This window comes from Streptomyces sp. GESEQ-35 (assembly GCF_017948485.1).
GTDB lineage: Bacteria > Actinomycetota > Actinomycetes > Streptomycetales > Streptomycetaceae > Streptomyces.
In genome coordinates, this window is the sequence record NZ_JAFFSX010000002.1 from 219,855 (window position 1) to 235,177 (window position 15,323).

Sequence of the window (15,323 nt, forward strand, 5' to 3'; positions counted from 1 at the left end):
AGGGACATTGTGAAGCGAGTCATTCCCGCCCTTGTCCTGTCCGCCGCGGGCCTGGTCACCGTCTGGCGCTACGAGCCGTCGGTCGACACCGGCGCGTCCACGGAAGTGGCGGCGCCGGCGTCCACGCCCTCGGCGTCCTCATCGGGGTCCTCGGGCTCCACCGTGGTCACCGGCTCGACCATCCAGACCGACAAGGGTCCGGTGCAGGTCGAGGTGACGTTCGAGGGCGACAAGATCACCGCCGTACGGATGCTCCAGCAGCCGAACCACCCGCAGACCACCGCGGCCGTGCCGAAGCTGATCTCGGAGACGCTGACGGCCCAGAGCGCGGACATCGACACGGTGTCCGGTGCCACGATCACCACCGAGGGCTACAAGGAGTCGCTCCAGGCGGCGATCGACAAGAACGCCTCTTCCGCGGAGGCTTCGGAGTCCGCCTCTCCACAGACGACGACCGAGACCGTCGCGGGCTCGACCCTCAGCACCGAAAAGGGGCCGGTGCAGGTGGAGGTGACGTTCGAGGGCGACGCCATCAAGTCCGTGCGGATGCTCCAGCAGCCGAACCATCCCCAGACGACGGCCGCCGTACCGAAGCTGATCGCCGAGACCCTTGAGGCGCAGAGCGCGGACATCGACACGGTGTCCGGTGCCACGATCACCAGTGACGGCTACAAGGAGTCCCTCCAGGCCGCGATCGACGCGAAGGGCGCCTGACATGCACCGGGTCGAGCACGTGATGGGCTTCCCCGTCTCCCTGCGCATCGACGACGAGGAGGTCCCCGCCGCTCTCGCGGACGAGGTCTTCGCATGGCTGCGCGAGGTCGACGAACGGTTCAGCCCGTTCAAGCCCGACAGCGAGGTGTCCCGGCTCGACCGGGGCGACATCGCGCTCGGCGAGGTCAGTGCCGATCTCGCCGAGGTGCTCGACCTGTGCGAGCAGTACCGTCTCGCCACCGGCGGCGCCTTCGACGCCCGTCGGCCCGGCGAGGGCCTCGACCCGTGCGCGGTCGTCAAGGGCTGGTCGGTGCAGCGGGCGGCGGAACTCCTCACGGCGGCGGGCATGCGGCGGTTCTGCCTCAACGCCGGCGGCGACGTGGTCGCGGCGGGCGGTCCCTGGCGCGTGGGCATACGGCACCCCGAACACGCCGATCAGCTGTGCACGGTGCTGGAGATCAGGGACGGCGCGGTCGCGACCTCCGGGCGCTATGAGCGGGGCGATCACATCGTCGACGGGCGGACGGGGCGTCCGGCGACCGGACTGCTCTCGGTGACCGTCGTGGCGTCCACGCTCACCGAGGCGGACACGGCGGCGACTGCCGCGTTCGCGATGGGTGCGGAGGGGGTTGCCTGGGCGGCTGGGCGGGTGGGGTGTGAGGTGTTCGCGGTGGACGCCGAGCGGCGGGTGCTGCGTACTGAACGGGTGCCGGTCGCCTAAGAGCTCGGTGCGTCTGGTCGGCTTGCGGGTGCGGGTCTGTGGGGGCTGGTCGCGCAGTTCCCCGCGCCCCTATGGGGCACGTTGCGCGGGGCGGTACGGGAACCCGTACCGCCCCTTTGTGTGGCCGGTTCAGCCCAGGCGGTACAGGCCGGTGTACGCGCTCACTGCCGTGCCGTTCTCCTTGACCCACTCGGTGATGTCGGAGCTGGTGCCGCTGCCCTGGCCGCTGTCGGTGATGACGATGTAGTGCAGCTTGCCCGTCTTCACCAGGCTCTTGAGCTTGGCGAGGGTCATGGCGTCGTCGGTGCCGGACCAGCCGCCCATGGAGATGACGGGCTCGCCGGACTCCAGGATGATCGAGGAGGCGGTCTGGTCGGTGGCGACCGCGACCAGCCAAGTGGCGCCGTCCTGGTGCTTCTTGAGGTACGTGATCATCTCGGACGAGACCTGGGTGTCGCCGCCCGTGCCGCCGCCACCGCTGGTCCGGTTGCCGGAGGGTGCCTGCTTGGACGCGGAGCCGGTGGGCGCACCGCCGCCCTTGCCCTGGCCTCCGCCGCCCCCGCCCATGCCCCCACCGGTACTCGGCCCCGCGGTCGGATTCGTCCCGTTGGTCGAGGAGGTCGCCGCCGACGCCGAGTACGCGGCCGGCCCCGCCAGCAGCGCCACGACCGCCGCCAGTGCCGCAAGCCCCATCAGCCGGCGCCGCTTGGTGAACCGGCCGAGCAGCAGCCCGAGTACGGCGGCCGCACCGGCGACCCCGGCCACGACCTGCGCGACCGTGTACAGCGTGCCGGAGCCGGAGACCCGCTGGAGCAGCACGACCGCCCAGATGGCGCTCACGGCGATCGCCGCCGGCAGCACCCACCCCCACTTCACCGCCGGACGTGAGCGGAAGGCGTCGTACAGCATGACCCCGCCCGCGCCCGCCAGCGCCGCGATGCCGGGGGCCATGGCGGTGACGTAGTAGGGGTGGAAGGTGCCCTCGGCGAGGGCGAACGTCAGATAGTGCAGCACGAACCAGCCGCCCCACAGCATCAGCGCCGCCCGCTTGGCGTCCGTACGGGGCGCCCGTCCGCGCAGCACCAGCCCGCCGATCAGCGCGACCACGGCGAAGGGGATCAGCCAGGAGATCTGGCCGCCCATGATGTCGTTGAACATCCGGTACAGGCCCGCGTCGCCGCCGAAGCTCGCCCCGTTGCCCTGCGAGCCCACCGACGAACTCGCCCCGAAGATGCGGCCGAAGCCGTTGTAGCCGATGACCAGGTCCCAGACCGTGTTGTCGGTCGAGCCGCCGATGTAGGGCCGGGAGGAGGCGGGTACCAGATCGACGACCACCATCCACCAGGCGCTGGAGACGACCAGCGCGACCGTGCCGACCGCGAGGTTGCGGATGCGCCGCCCGACACTTCCCTGCGCCGCCCAGAGGTAGACGACGAAGAACACGGGCAGGACGACGTAGGCCTGCATCATCTTCGTGTTGAACGCGAACCCGATCGCGACCCCGGCCCACACCAGCGGCATCATCCGCCCGGTGCGCACGGCCTTCAGCAGCGCGGCGGCGCCGAGCAGCATCAGGAAGACCAGGACCGGGTCCGGGTTGGTGTCCCGGCTGATGGCCACCGTGATCGGGGTGAGGGTCAGCGCGAGTGCGGCGATGATGCCCGCCACCGGTCCGAAGTCCCGCTTGACCAGCCGGTACAGCAGCGCCACGGACCCGACGCCCAGCGCGACCATCGGCAGCATCAACTGCCAGGTCCCGTAGCCGAAGACACGGGCCGACAGGCCCATCACCCACAGCGCGAACGGCGGTTTGTCGACCGTGATGAAGCTCCCGGCGTCCAGGGCGCCGAAGAAGAACGCCTTCCAGCTCTGCGTGCCGCTGTAGACGGCCGCGTTGTAGAAGGTGTTGCCGGTGACCGAGGTCAGGTTCCAGGCGTACAGGGCCGCGGCCAGCACCAGGACCGCCCACAGCGCCGGGCGCGCCCAGCGAGGGTCGTCCGGCAGGGCCGCGCGGTGCCGGGGGCCGCTGTCCCGCACGGGCGCGGGCGGCGGGGCGAGGGTCGTCATGACACATGCTCCAGGGATCCGGACGGGAAGGACATGACGACGACGGTCGAGGCGGCGTCTGGGGGATCCCTGAGCCCGCTCTGAGGACACCGTGAGAATCAGCGAACTCACAGTTCACGCACAGAGGGATGGTGGCGGACCCAGAGGTTTCCCCCGGTCGTGACCGCCCCGCCGCCCGCAACACAGGCCGTCTAGACTCTCCCCCCAACGGCCCGCGCCGTGGCCGAAAGCGGGCAACTTCTGCCAGACCCGAAGGGTATTCGGCGTTTTGATACGGATAGATTCAGTCACCAAGCGGTATCCGGACGGCACGGTGGCGGTCGACCGGCTCTCGTTGGAGATACCCGACCGCTCGATCACCGTCCTCGTGGGACCGTCGGGCTGCGGGAAGACGACGACCCTGCGCATGATCAACCGGATGGTCGAGCCGAGCGAGGGGACCATCACCCTCGACGACGTCGACATCATGAAGCAGCCGGTCAACACGTTGCGCCGGTCCATGGGTTACGTCATCCAGAACGCGGGACTCTTCCAGCACCGGACGATCGTCGACAACATCGCCACCGTGCCCCGCATGCTGGGCTGGGGGAAGGACAAGGCCCGGGCGCGGGCCAGGGAGCTGATGGAGCGGGTCGGGCTCGACGCCGCGCTCGCCAAGCGCTACCCCTACCAGCTGTCCGGCGGTCAGCAGCAGCGCGTCGGTGTGGCGCGGGCCCTCGCCGCGGATCCGCCGGTGCTGCTGATGGACGAGCCGTTCTCGGCCGTCGACCCGATCGTCCGCAAGGGCCTTCAGGACGAACTCCTGCGGATCCAGGCGGAGTTGGGCAAGACCATCGTCTTCGTCACCCACGACATCGACGAGGCCGTCAAGCTGGGCACCATGGTCGCTGTGATGCGCACCGGCGGCCATCTCGCCCAGTTCGCGCCCCCGGCCGAGCTGCTGACCGACCCGGCGGACGCCTTCGTGGAGGACTTCCTCGGCGCCGACCGCGGCATCCGGCGGCTGTCGTTCTTCCCGTCCGCGGGTCTGGAGCTGCTGACCGCGCCGATCGTCGCCATCGACGCCACGGCCGAGCAGATCGCCGGCCGAGGGACTCAGGACGCGCCCTATCTCCTCGTAACGGATCTGGACGGCAAGCCGCTCGGCTGGGCCGAACCGGAGGACCTGGCCGCGGGGGACATCCGGCAGGACCGACTCCTCGCCCACGGACGGCCGTTCGTCGCCGGTACGGACTCGCTGCGGGCCGCGCTCGACTGCGCCGTGCTCTCGCCCACCGGGTGGGCCGTCGCCGTGGACGCGGAGGGGCGGGCCGCCGGGGTCGTCTCACAGGCGAGCATCGCCGAGGCGATCCGCGGTGCTCATGAGAAGAACGCGCAGAAGGTCGCGCCATGAGCGAACTCTTCGACCTGCCCAGCGACCTCCAGAACACCTACTTCGGACTGGTCCTGCTGCACCTGCGCGAAGCGCTGCTCCCGGTGCTGGCCGGACTGCTGGTGGCGCTGCCCCTCGCCCAGCTGTGCGTGCGGCTGCGCTGGCTGTATCCGCCGGTGCTGTGGGTGACGACCGTGCTGTACGCGATCCCGTCCCTCGCCTTCTTCGTCATCCTCATCGACTACACGGGCCTCAGCGAACTCACGGTGATGATCCCGCTGGCCGTCTACAGCCTGGTGGTGCTGGTGCCCGCCATCGTGGACGGGGTGCGGTCGGTGCCGCAGGAGACCCTGGCCGCCGCCACCGCCATGGGCTTCGGGCCGGTACGACGCTATGTCCAGGTGCAGTTGCCGATCGCGGCGCCCGCGATCATCGCCGGGCTGCGGGTGGCGTCCGTGTCGAGCATCTCCCTCGTCAGCGTCGGCATGCTGATCGGCAACCAGGGTGCCCTCGGCAACCTGCTCAACAGCGGCATGATCTACAACCAGCCGCGCCTGATCTGGCTCTCCGTGGTGGGCACGGCCGTCCTCGCCATCCTCGTGGACGCCGCGCTGATCGGAGTCCGCGTGCTGCTCACGCCCTGGATGCCGCGCGGCAGCCGTAAGAACGTGCGCCCGCTCCCCGTGAAGGAAGCCGCCCGGTGAACGTACTGAACTACATCGACGCCTTCTTCAGCGACAGCGCCCACTGGCAGGGCTACGACGGCATCCCGACGCGCGTCGCCGAGCACATCCAGTACACGCTGGAGGCGCTCGCCATCGCCGCCGCCGTCGGACTGCCGGTCGGTCTGCTCACCGGCCACACCGGACGCGGCGGCAACACACTCGCCCTCATCGCCACCGCGGGCCGCGCGTTGCCCAGCTTCGGCCTGATGGTGCTGATGTTCGTGCTGCTCGGGCTCGGCCTGGCCCCCGTCATGATCCCGCTGGTCGTCCTGGCCATCCCGCCCATCCTCGTCACCACCTACGAGGCGATGCGCTCCGTCGACCCCGCCCCGGTCGACGCCGCCCGGGGCATGGGCATGGCCGAGACCGAGGTCCTGTTCCGCGTCGAACTCCCGGTCGCACTCCCGCTGATCCTCAGCGGCCTGCGCTCGGCGGCCATCCAGATCGTCTCGACAGCCACCATCGCCGCGTACGTCAGTTTCGGCGGCCTCGGGCGTTACATCGTCGACGGCCTCTACCAGCGCAACTACGAGAAGGTCGTCGGCGGTGCCACGCTGGTCGCCGCGCTCGCCCTGGTCACGCTCGGGGCGTTCTGGGCGGCGGGCCGCTTCTCGGTGTCACGGGGAGTACGCCACAGCGGCTGAGGCAGTCCGTCCGCTGCGGCGCCGTCGTGGCTGGTCGCGCAGTTCCCCGCGCCCCTAAAGGGGCGTCTCGGGAGCGCCCCCGAAGGGGCGCGGGGAACTGCGCGACCAGCCCCCACCGGCCCGCACTGTTGATACGGCCCGCATGTTCATACGGCACCCCCCGCGGAGCGAGCCAGCGCCAGTTCCAGCACCACCAGCAGAGCGTCCCGCACAGAGCCCCGTTCCCGTGCGTCGAAGACGACAACCGGGACCCCGTCGGAGACATCGAGCGCCCAGCGGACCTCGTCAAGCTCGTGCTCGACCCTGCCGTCGAAGGCGTTGACGGCGATCGCGAACGGGATCTGCTTGTGCTCGAAGTAGTCGACCGCGGCGTAGCAGTCGTCGAGGCGGCGGGTGTCGACGATGACCAGCCCGCCCACCGCACCCTCGACGAGGTCGTCCCACATGAACCCGAACCGGTCCTGCCCGGGCGTGCCGAACAGATACAGCTTCAGGGTCGGGTCGACGGTGATGCACCCGAAGTCCATGGCGACCGTGGTCGTGGTCTTGCGGGGGGTGTGGGACAGGTCGTCCACACCCGCGGCGACCTCGGTGATCGCGGCCTCGGTGGTCAGTGGCTCGATCTCGGAGATCGAGCCGACCGCCGTGGTCTTGCCCACGCCGAAGCCGCCCGCGATCACCATCTTCACCGGCAGCGGCGGTCGTACGGCGGTCTGCGCAGCCGCGCCGCGGGTGACCGGTTCAGTCGGAGTCACGGAGTACCCCCCGGGAGTCGGGGATGGCACGGAGGCCATCGATAACCCGTCGCAGGACGGATGAGTCATGGGTGACGTCGGAGTTGGGCAGGTGCACCGTCAACTGCCCTGCCGCCCGCAGGTCCTCGGAGAGGATACGGACCACGTTGAGGTGCAGCCGCAGCCGGGCCGCGATCTCCGCGATGGACTGCGGCTGCCGGCAGGCAGCAACGATGTCGTGCTGTTCGAAGGAGAGCCGGTCGAGTGCGGCGAGGCCCTCGGCGGTGGCCACCACCTGGGTTTCGACGGGCATCGTCCGGCCGGCTGAACTCGGTGCCACCCGGCCGGCGGTGACGAGGAACGGCCGTACGGCGGAGGCGGGGCCCACCGGGTCCGGTGAGCCGTCCTCGCCGGCACCGCTCGGCGTACGGCCGTCCGCCATGGGTCTGCTTCCTCTTTTTCCTGGACCGGGCGGTGCCCGGTCAGCCCGACGACGGGACGCCGACGGTGTTCTTCAGTTCGAGCACGAGCTGAGGGCTGAGCGCGGCACCGGCACGGTTGGCGAACAGCGTCATCTCGTAGGCGATGTTGCCCAGCTTGGCCTCCTTGTCGGCGACCACGCCGAGCACGGCGCCGCTGCCGATCGCGGAGACCAGGACATGGCCGCCCTCCAGGTCGATGATGACCTTGTTCAGGGCGCCCAGGCCGTAGTTGCCGGAGGCTCCGGCGGCCAGGCTGGTGAGGCCGGAGACGATCGCGGCCAGCCGCTCGGAGTGCGCCCGCTCCCGTAGCTGTGCCACCGCGATCAGCAGACCGTCGGACGACACCGCGATGGCGTCGACGACACCTGCGGTCTCGGTGGCGAAACGGTTGAGCAGCCAGGTGAAGTCAGCTGCTGCGGCCCGCAGTTCGTCCGGCGTGGCGCCTCCCGTGGGAGTGTCACCTGTCGACGTGCTCACTGCTCCGCTCCTTCCGGGAGGTGGTTCTGGTCCTGCGGCGTCTTCGAGTCCGGCTCACTGCCGCTGTCCCGGTGTGCCCGCTCCACGCCCGCCTCGAACTCCTCCAGCGCGCTGCGGACGGCGTCCGCGTCGGCGGGAGGTGCGGCGGGGCTCGCCTCGCGGTCGGTGTCGCCGACGGTCGTACGGAGTGTCGCGCCGCGGACACGGCGGCGCAGCGGGCGGGCGGAACCGGGAGGTTCGGGCTCCCCGCCGGACTCTTCTCGAGGCCTGGGGATGAGGGACGTCCCCTCGTCAGGGGCGGACTCCCGCTTGGGCACCCGGCGGGGGAGCGGGGCGGCGCCGTTTGTCTGCGGTGCGGCGGCCGAGGGCCGGGGGCCCGATGCCGCCTCACCGGCCGGTCCGGCGGCGGGCGCCGCCGTCACCGGGCTCATCGCGAGCAGCAGCGACGACGGGATGGCCACCTCGGCGGTCACCCCGCCACCCGGTGTCCGGGTCAGCGTGATCCCGACCGACCAGCGGCGCGCCAGCGTACCCACCACGAACAGGCCGAGCACCTTCGTCGGGACGAGGTCGAGGCGCTCACGGCGGATCAGCCGGGCGTTCTCCTCGGCGAGCCGCTCGGCGCTCATGCCCAGGCCGTGGTCGGCGATCACGATCGACGCGCCGCCCCCGTCACCGGTGTGCACGGTCACCTCGACCGGGCTGCCGGCCGGCGAGAACGACACGGCGTTCTCCAGGAGTTCGGCCACCATCAGCGTCAGGTCGCCGATGATGTCGGGCTCCACCATGACGTCGGTGCGCGCGTCGAGCTGCACCCGCTGGAAGCCCTCGATCTGGCCGAGTCCGGCCCGCACCACGTTGGTGAGCGACGTGGGGCCGGAGTCGAGGACCGTCTCGCGGATGCCGGCCAGCAGCATCAGGCTGTCCGCGTTGCGGCGCAGCCGGACCGCGATGTGGTCGATGGAGTAGAGGCGTTCGAGGAGGGCCGGGTCGGTCTCGCCGCGCTCGACGGCGTCGATCAGGGCCAGCTGGCGGGTGGTGAGGTTGCTGACCCGGCGGCCGACGTTGCCGAACATCTCGGCGGTGTTGCGGCGGCTGAGCACCTGGCGCTCCAGCAGCGCGGCCGCCGTGGCCTGTACATGGTTGAAGGCCTCGGCGAGGTCGCCGATCTCGTCGCGCGCCGTGACCGGGACGTCCCGCAGCAGCGGCGGACCGTCGTCCTCGGTGTCGTCGTCGGCCACCCGGGCGAGTTCGCGCCCGGCGACCTCGGCGACCTCCTGCGCGGCACCGGTGAGAGCCTGCACCGGGCGGACCACCGAGCGGCGCACCGCCACGGAGAGGGCCAGCCAGAGCGCGAAGCCGAACAGGGCGATCCCCAGCAGCCAGGCGGCGTTCCGCCAGGCGTCGCTGGAGGCGTCGTCGGCGCGGTCGGCGATCTGGCCGATGAGCGAGGAGGTGATCTTCAGCCGGGTCTGGGACTGCGCGCGGTAGTCGGCGTAGCCGTCCAGGGCCTCCGCGAACGCGGTGCGGATCTCCTGCGGTGAACCGGCCTGTAGGTTGCTGGGGTCGATCTGAAGCTCGGAGTAGTGCCGGATGATCTCCGCCTGGGCGGTGTTGTGCTCGATACCGCTCAGCTCGTCGGCCTGCGCCTCGGTGGCGAACCGGGCGAAGCGCTCGGCCTGGTGCGTGTACAGCTCGTAGTTGCCGACCGCGGCGATGAACTCGATGAGCGCGTTGGAGTCACCGGTTCGCGCCGAGAACACGCTGGTCTCGAAGGCGCTGTGGGCGGCGTCGGCGCGCAGCAGGGAGTCCAGCAGATTGCCGGTGAAGGTGGCGGCGAGGGCCGCGTTGCGGTCGAGTTCGAGGCCGTCGATCACGCCCTTGGCGGCGTTCATGTAGGCCGGGTCGATGTTGTCGGCGGGCAGATAGCCCTGCTCGATCGTCGCCCGCAGGCTGGACAGGCCGTTGATCTCCTTGAGTGCCTGCGCCTCGGTGTCCGGCAGCCGGTCGTCGAAGGTGTCGCGCACCGTCTCGACCTGCTCGTCCACCGCGGCCTGCGCCTTGCGGTAGGCGGTGAGACCGGGCCGGGCACCCGACTCGGTGGCCTCGAACCGTACGGACAGCAGGATCGCCTGCTGGTGCTCGGCGTTCACCCGGTCGGCCAGCTCCGCCACCTGGGCGCTGTCCCGCACCAGCCGGGCCGCGGCGGCAGCGTCCCGGGCCTGGCCCACCTGGTCGGTGATGAGATACGCCAGCAGTACGGCGACCACGGCGAGCGGGACACCGACCAGCACATTGAGCTTGCGCCGGAACGGCCAGCGGTCGGCGAAGCGCCTTAGGCCCACCTCGTTCGTGGACACCAGGCCTCCTTCGTGGGGTATCTCACGGCGCGCGAACGCACGCGACCGTTTCTGATCGACTCGGGCTGGTAGGCGATGTCATGGGAGCGGCGCCTGCACACCACTGTGCCGCGCCAACTCCGGCGAGACTACAGCCTCTTCGGAAGCGTGCACTCCGCACCCTCAGTCAAGAATCCATTACAACCCGACTGCGGTACCTTGCCGGATCCTCCCCGTTATCTTCACGATCGGGTACGCATCGAAGCCAATTGGTGACCCGGCTGCTCTTGACTGACCAAGAAGTGGCTGGATTGGATCAGATGAAGGTCATCCAACTCTCTGAGCCCGGAACGGGAATTGTGACTTCTACCGTGAAGAGCAGCTGGTCCAGCATGCGAAACCCCCGCGCGGCCGCGGTCGCCCTCGCCGCAGTGGCGGCGCTCGTGGCCGGGTGCGGCTCGTCCGACTCCGCCGACGACCCGCTGGCGGAAGACAAGGCGGACGGCAGCACGGTCGTCGTCGGCTCGAACAACTTCGCTGAGAGCATCCTGCTCGCCGACATCTACGGCGAGGCTCTGAAGGCCAAGGGCGTCAAGGTCGAGTACAAGCCCAACATCGGCAGCCGTGAGACGACCTACGGCCTGCTCAAGAACGGCTCCATCACCGTCCTGCCCGAGTACAACGGCTCGCTGCTGGCGTACCTGGACCCGAAGGCGGAGCAGGCCTCCATCGAGGCCGTCGGCGCCGCGGTGAAGGCCAAGCTCGACTCCAAGCTGACGCTCCTCGACCCCTCGCCGGCCGAGGACAAGGACTCCGTGTCGGTGAACGCGGAGACCGCCAAGAAGTACAGCCTCACCTCGTCGTCCACCCTCGAGGACCTCAAGGACGTCGCCCCCGACATGGTCATCGGCGGCTCGCCCGAGTTCCAGACCCGCCAGCAGGGCCTGCTCGGCCTGAAGGACGTGTACGGCCTGGAGTTCAAGACCTTCAAGGCGCTCGACGCGGGCGGCCCGCTGACCACGGCGGCGCTGAAGAAGAACACCGTGCAGGCCGCGGACATCTTCACCACGGACCCGAACATCATCAAGGAGAAGTTCGTCGTCCTCCAGGACCCGAAGAACCTCTTCGGCTTCGCGAACGTGACCCCGCTGGTCTACAAGAGCGGACTCTCCCAGGACGGCATCGCCGCCCTCAACGCGGTCTCCGCCAAGCTCGACACCAAGACGCTGCTCGACCTGGACTCCCAGGTGCAGCTCGAGAACAAGGACCCGCTGGACGTCGCCAAGGCCTGGCTGAAGACGGCCGGCCTGAGCTGACCCCGGCGTTCAGCCGCGTAGAGGCGGTGGGCCCGAGACCGATGCGCTCGTGCCCACCGCCTTCGGCGTGCGCGGGGCCGGGTCCGACGCCGAAGAACACCGCCCCGCAGATGCGCTGCCGGTCCGGTCGGCGCGAGACGCCGGTGACCGGCCGCTGCCGTCGGGGAGTTCACCCGTGGTCCGCCCGACGCCCCTGTCGGCGCTCGGCCCCGCGACGACGGTGGACGGCGCTCACCGCGCTGCTGCTCGGTGAGGCGATGAACCTGTCGGGCGCGACGATCGTGCAGGACGCCTCGTCGGGGATCCACCCCTGATCCTCTTCGGACCCCTGACGAAGGTGCCCCGCGGCCGCCCTACACCGGTATGCCCACCCCGAGTTCCGCTGCCGCCCTCGCCGCCGCGCCGATCGCCACCGCGTCCTCGCCCAGACGGGCCGGCAGGACGCGGAGCGGGTGTCCGCTGACAGGGGGTTCGGCGGCGAGGGCGGCGCGGATCGGCGGTTCGAGGAGGGGCCAGGTGCGGGCGACCCCGCCGCCGATGACGCAGGTGGTGACGTCCAGCAGGCCCGCGGTGATCAGCAGCGCGCGGGCCACCGCCGTGCCCGCCGCCTGGTACGCGGCGAGTGCGTCGGGGTCGCCCCGGTGGGCCGCCTCCGCCACCTCCCGCGCGGTGCGCGCGCCGCACCGCGCGGCGATCGCGCGGCCCGACGCCACGGTCTCCAGATGGCCCCGGCCGCCGCAGGTGCACGGCAGTTCGCCGAAGCCGGGAATGTGGCCGATCTCGCCCGCCGCGCCGTGCGGGCCGTCGTACAGCGAGCCGTCCAGCCACAGCGCCCCGCCGACCCCGGTGCCGAGGGTCATCCCGAGGACATGGGTCCCGCCCGAGGCCGCGCCCTTCGCGACCTCGCCGCGCAGGAACGCGTTGACGTCGTTGTCCAGGAACGCCGGTACGCCCAGCGCCTGCTCGACCGCTTCCGTCACCGCGAACCCGGCCCACCCGCGGAACGAGTCGGACGCGACCAGGATCCGTCCCGCCCGCACGTCCACCAGGCCCGCCGCGCCCACTCCGACGCCCAGCAGCCGGGCCGGTGTCCGGTCGAGCAGCAGCCGTAGCGCGTCGAGCGCGGTGCCGATCATCGCCGTACCGCCCTCGGCCGCGGGGGTCGGCGCCCCTTGGCGGTCGACGACGTCGAGGTCCGGTGTGCAGAGCACCACCTGGGTGGTCGTACCGCCGATGTCGATGCCGGCGACCGCCTTCACGCGGTGGCTCCGAGTTCGGCCCGGCGCCTGCGTTGCAGCACCGGATCCGGCACCGGTACGGCCGCGATGAGCCGTCGTGTGTACTCCGTCTCCGGACGCAGCAGTGTGGTCATGGTCGGCCCCTGCTCCTCGACGCGCCCCGCCCGCATCACGACGACGCGACCGGCGAACTCCTGCACCACGGCCAGGTCGTGCGAGACGAACAGACAGGCGAACCCCAGCTCGGCCTGCAACTCGGCGATCACCTCCAGCACCGTCCGCTGCACACTCACGTCGAGCGCGCTCGTCGGCTCGTCCGCCACCAGCAGCCGCGGCTCCAGCACCAGGGCCCGCGCCAGACTCACCCGCTGCCGCTGGCCTCCGGACAGCTCGCGGGGACCCCGCTGCATCAACTCCTTCGACAGCCGCACGCGTTCGAGCACCTCGGCGACCCGGGCCCGCCGCTCGGCCGCCCGCATCCCGCGCCGGTGCACCCGCAGCGGCTCGGCCACGCACTCCGCGACGCTCATCCGGGCGTCCAGCGAGGCCACCGGGTCCTGGAGCACCACACCGACGCCGGCCAGCAGGGCCCGGCGCGCCCGTCCTCGCGTCCTCCCGAGGTCGGTGTTGAACAACGCGACGGAACCGGAGGCCGGCGGGACGAGTCCGAGTGCCACCCGGGCGGCCGTCGACTTACCCGACCCGGACTCGCCGACCAGCCCCACCGTCTCGCCCGCTCCGACCGTGAGGGACACGTCCTCAAGGGCCCGTACGGTACGACGTCCCCGGCCGAAGTGCACGGTCACGTCCCGGAGTTCGACCACCGGGGCGCCCGCCTTCGCCGGGGCCTGCACTTCACCGGGCTCGGTCACCGCCAGCCGTGGCACGGCCGCCAGCAGCCGTTGTGTGTACTCGTGCGTCGGACGCAGCAGTACGTCCTCCACCGGCCCGCTCTCCACGACCTCGCCCTGAAGCATCACGGCGACCCGGTCGGCGAAGTCGGCGACCACGCCCATGTTGTGCGTGACCAGCAGCACGCCGGTACCCGAGTCGGCGGCCAACTCCCGTAGCAGATCCAGGATCTCGGCCTGCACGGTCACGTCCAGCGCGGTGGTCGGCTCGTCCGCGATCAGCAGCCCCGGCGAGTTGGCGATCGCCATGGCGATGACGACGCGCTGCCGCTGGCCGCCCGACAGCTGGAACGGGAACGCGGACGCCCGCTGCTCCGGCTCCGGAATGCCGACCCGGCGCAGCAGTTCGACCGCCTCGCGGGCGGCCTCCTTGGCGGAGACGGGACGGTGGTTGCGTACGACTTCCGCTATCTGCCTGCCGATTCGGGTCAGCGGGTCGAGTGCGGTCGCCGGTTCCTGGAAGACCATGGACGCGGTACGGCCGCGGAGCCGGGCGAGTTCGGTTTCGGAAGCGGTTACGACATCCGTGCCGTCGACCGTCACCCGGCCCGACGCCCGCGCGGTGCCCGGCAGCAGTCCCATCGCGGCGAGCGCGACCGTGGACTTGCCGGACCCGGACTCGCCGACGAGCGCGAGGGTTTCGCCCGGCCGTACGTGCAGCGAGACATCGCGTACGGCGGGTACGTCGCCGGTCTCGGTGGAGAAGGTCACGTTCAGGTCCTCGATGTCCAGGATGCTCATCCGCGTCCCCTCACGTCGAAGGCGTCGCGCAGTCCGTCGCCGATCGCGTTGAACGCGCAGACGACGAGGATGATCGCGAGGCCGGGCGGCACGATCAGCCACCAGCGGTCCGAGTACGCCGCCGTCAGACCGGACGACAGCATGCCGCCCCAGTCCGTCGCCGGCGGCTGGACGCCCAGGCCGAGATACGACACGTACGCGACGAGCAGGATCGCGTCGGCGACCTGGAAGGTGGCCGCGACGACGATCGTCGACACCGAGTTGGGCAGGATGTGCCGGGCGATGGCCCGGCCGTGCGTGCCGCCGGTCGCGCGCAGGGTCAGCACGTAGTCGCGGCTCTTGAGCGTGAGCGTCTCCGCCCGCACCAGCCGGGAGGGGACCAGCCAGGACACCAGGCCGAGGACGACGATCAGGCCGGCTGTGTCCGGCGTGGTGATCGCCGAGACGACCAGCAGGATGAACAGCGCCGGGATGGCGATCCCCGCGTCCACGACCCGCATCATCACCGCGTCCACCCAGCCGCCCGCATACCCCGCGACCGCTCCCCACAACGTGCCGATGACGGTCGCGAGGATCCCGGCCGCGAGCCCCACGAGCAGCGAGACCTGCCCGCCGTACATCAGCCGCCCGAGCTCGTCGTGCCCCACGGCGTCGGTACCCAGCCAATGGGCACCGCCGGGTGGGAGGTTGACCTGGGTGAGGTCGGTATGGGTCTGGTCGGTGGAGTACAACAACGGCCCGACGAAACAGAAGAGCAGGAAGAGGCAGACGACGACGAGGCCCGCCACGGCGAGCCTGTTGCGCGCGAAGCGCGCTGTCAGGGGCGCGGGGAACTGCGCGAC

General features: G+C 70.9%; 15 protein-coding genes. 7 read left to right on the forward strand and 8 right to left on the reverse strand.

Going from position 1 to position 15,323, the window contains the following annotated elements:
- Positions 1–9: 9 nt before the first annotated feature.
- On the forward strand, positions 10–714 hold the full coding sequence (locus KCH87_RS04505) for an FMN-binding protein (RefSeq protein ID WP_210584317.1): 705 nt from the start codon (positions 10–12) through the stop codon (positions 712–714).
- A 1-nt stretch (position 715) separates the two neighbouring features.
- Positions 716–1,435, forward strand: coding sequence for an FAD:protein FMN transferase (locus tag KCH87_RS04510; protein WP_210584319.1), 720 nt, complete (start codon positions 716–718; stop codon positions 1,433–1,435).
- Positions 1,436–1,564: 129 nt separating this feature from the next.
- Here KCH87_RS04510 and KCH87_RS04515 read toward each other — a convergent pair whose 3' ends face one another.
- The gene (locus KCH87_RS04515; protein WP_210584321.1) at positions 1,565–3,502 is read right to left on the reverse strand and encodes a glycosyltransferase family 39 protein; all 1,938 of its coding nucleotides are present in this window, start codon (positions 3,500–3,502) and stop codon (positions 1,565–1,567) included.
- 268 nt (positions 3,503–3,770) lie between these two features.
- Between KCH87_RS04515 and KCH87_RS04520 the strand changes: the two genes are divergently transcribed.
- Genes KCH87_RS04520 through KCH87_RS04530 form a run of 3 tightly spaced genes read left to right on the forward strand, consistent with a single transcriptional unit; the run spans position 3,771 to position 6,243 of the window.
- Entirely contained in the window at positions 3,771–4,895 is a 1,125-nt protein-coding gene (locus KCH87_RS04520; RefSeq protein ID WP_210584323.1) for an ABC transporter ATP-binding protein, read from the forward strand.
- The gene (locus KCH87_RS04525; RefSeq protein WP_210584325.1) at positions 4,892–5,578 is read left to right on the forward strand and encodes an ABC transporter permease; all 687 of its coding nucleotides are present in this window, start codon (positions 4,892–4,894) and stop codon (positions 5,576–5,578) included. Before KCH87_RS04520 ends, KCH87_RS04525 begins: the two co-directional genes overlap by 4 nt.
- Positions 5,575–6,243, forward strand: coding sequence for an ABC transporter permease (locus tag KCH87_RS04530; RefSeq protein WP_210584327.1), 669 nt, complete (start codon positions 5,575–5,577; stop codon positions 6,241–6,243). Before KCH87_RS04525 ends, KCH87_RS04530 begins: the two co-directional genes overlap by 4 nt.
- A gap of 146 nt (positions 6,244–6,389) precedes the next feature.
- Here the strand turns inward: KCH87_RS04530 and KCH87_RS04535 are convergent, their stop codons facing one another.
- From KCH87_RS04535 to KCH87_RS04550, 4 genes are read right to left on the reverse strand one after another with little or no spacing between them, the layout of a single operon-like run.
- Entirely contained in the window at positions 6,390–6,998 is a 609-nt protein-coding gene (locus tag KCH87_RS04535; RefSeq protein WP_210584329.1) for an ATP/GTP-binding protein, read from the reverse strand.
- On the reverse strand, positions 6,985–7,419 hold the full coding sequence (locus KCH87_RS04540; RefSeq protein ID WP_210584331.1) for a DUF742 domain-containing protein: 435 nt from the start codon (positions 7,417–7,419) through the stop codon (positions 6,985–6,987). The genes KCH87_RS04535 and KCH87_RS04540 overlap by 14 nt, the downstream gene beginning before the upstream one ends.
- A gap of 40 nt (positions 7,420–7,459) precedes the next feature.
- Positions 7,460–7,936 carry a roadblock/LC7 domain-containing protein gene (locus KCH87_RS04545; protein ID WP_210584332.1) on the reverse strand — a complete coding sequence of 159 codons (477 nt, stop codon included), beginning with the start codon at positions 7,934–7,936 and terminating at the stop codon, positions 7,460–7,462.
- A complete protein-coding gene (locus tag KCH87_RS04550) occupies positions 7,933–10,296 on the reverse strand; it encodes an ATP-binding protein (RefSeq protein WP_308298747.1) in 2,364 nt (787 codons plus the stop codon). Before KCH87_RS04550 ends, KCH87_RS04545 begins: the two co-directional genes overlap by 4 nt.
- 371 nt (positions 10,297–10,667) lie before the next feature.
- Here KCH87_RS04550 and KCH87_RS04555 point away from each other — a divergent pair, with 371 nt between their 5' ends.
- Both KCH87_RS04555 and KCH87_RS04560 read left to right on the forward strand, forming a co-directional pair.
- Complete coding sequence (locus tag KCH87_RS04555) at positions 10,668–11,591, forward strand: ABC transporter substrate-binding protein (protein WP_210584333.1); 924 nt, start codon at positions 10,668–10,670, stop codon at positions 11,589–11,591.
- 49 nt (positions 11,592–11,640) lie between these two features.
- Entirely contained in the window at positions 11,641–11,844 is a 204-nt protein-coding gene (locus KCH87_RS04560) for a hypothetical protein (RefSeq protein ID WP_210584334.1), read from the forward strand.
- Between the two features lie 100 nt (positions 11,845–11,944).
- On the opposite strand, the gene KCH87_RS04565 is transcribed toward KCH87_RS04560, so the two are convergent.
- Genes KCH87_RS04565 through KCH87_RS04575 form a run of 3 tightly spaced genes read right to left on the reverse strand, consistent with a single transcriptional unit; the run spans position 11,945 to position 15,302 of the window.
- Positions 11,945–12,850, reverse strand: a complete 906-nt coding sequence (locus tag KCH87_RS04565) for an ROK family protein (protein WP_210584335.1) — start codon at positions 12,848–12,850, stop codon at positions 11,945–11,947.
- Positions 12,847–14,481 (reverse strand): ABC transporter ATP-binding protein, encoded by a 1,635-nt coding sequence (locus tag KCH87_RS04570; RefSeq protein ID WP_210584336.1) that lies wholly within the window; start codon positions 14,479–14,481, stop codon positions 12,847–12,849. The genes KCH87_RS04565 and KCH87_RS04570 overlap by 4 nt, the downstream gene beginning before the upstream one ends.
- Positions 14,478–15,302, reverse strand: a complete 825-nt coding sequence (locus tag KCH87_RS04575; protein WP_210584989.1) for an ABC transporter permease — start codon at positions 15,300–15,302, stop codon at positions 14,478–14,480. Before KCH87_RS04575 ends, KCH87_RS04570 begins: the two co-directional genes overlap by 4 nt.
- Positions 15,303–15,323 lie beyond the last annotated feature (21 nt).

Excerpts from the sequence above, each read along its gene's own strand:
- KCH87_RS04510 (WP_210584319.1), top strand. The coding sequence starts at position 716 with ATGCACCGGGTCGAGCACGTGATGGGCTTCCCCGTCTCCCTGCGCATC.
- KCH87_RS04515 (WP_210584321.1), bottom strand. The coding sequence starts at position 3,502 with ATGACGACCCTCGCCCCGCCGCCCGCGCCCGTGCGGGACAGCGGCCCC.
- KCH87_RS04525 (WP_210584325.1), top strand. The coding sequence starts at position 4,892 with ATGAGCGAACTCTTCGACCTGCCCAGCGACCTCCAGAACACCTACTTC.
- KCH87_RS04540 (WP_210584331.1), bottom strand. The coding sequence starts at position 7,419 with ATGGCGGACGGCCGTACGCCGAGCGGTGCCGGCGAGGACGGCTCACCG.
- KCH87_RS04555 (WP_210584333.1), top strand. The coding sequence starts at position 10,668 with ATGCGAAACCCCCGCGCGGCCGCGGTCGCCCTCGCCGCAGTGGCGGCG.
- KCH87_RS04570 (WP_210584336.1), bottom strand. The coding sequence starts at position 14,481 with ATGAGCATCCTGGACATCGAGGACCTGAACGTGACCTTCTCCACCGAG.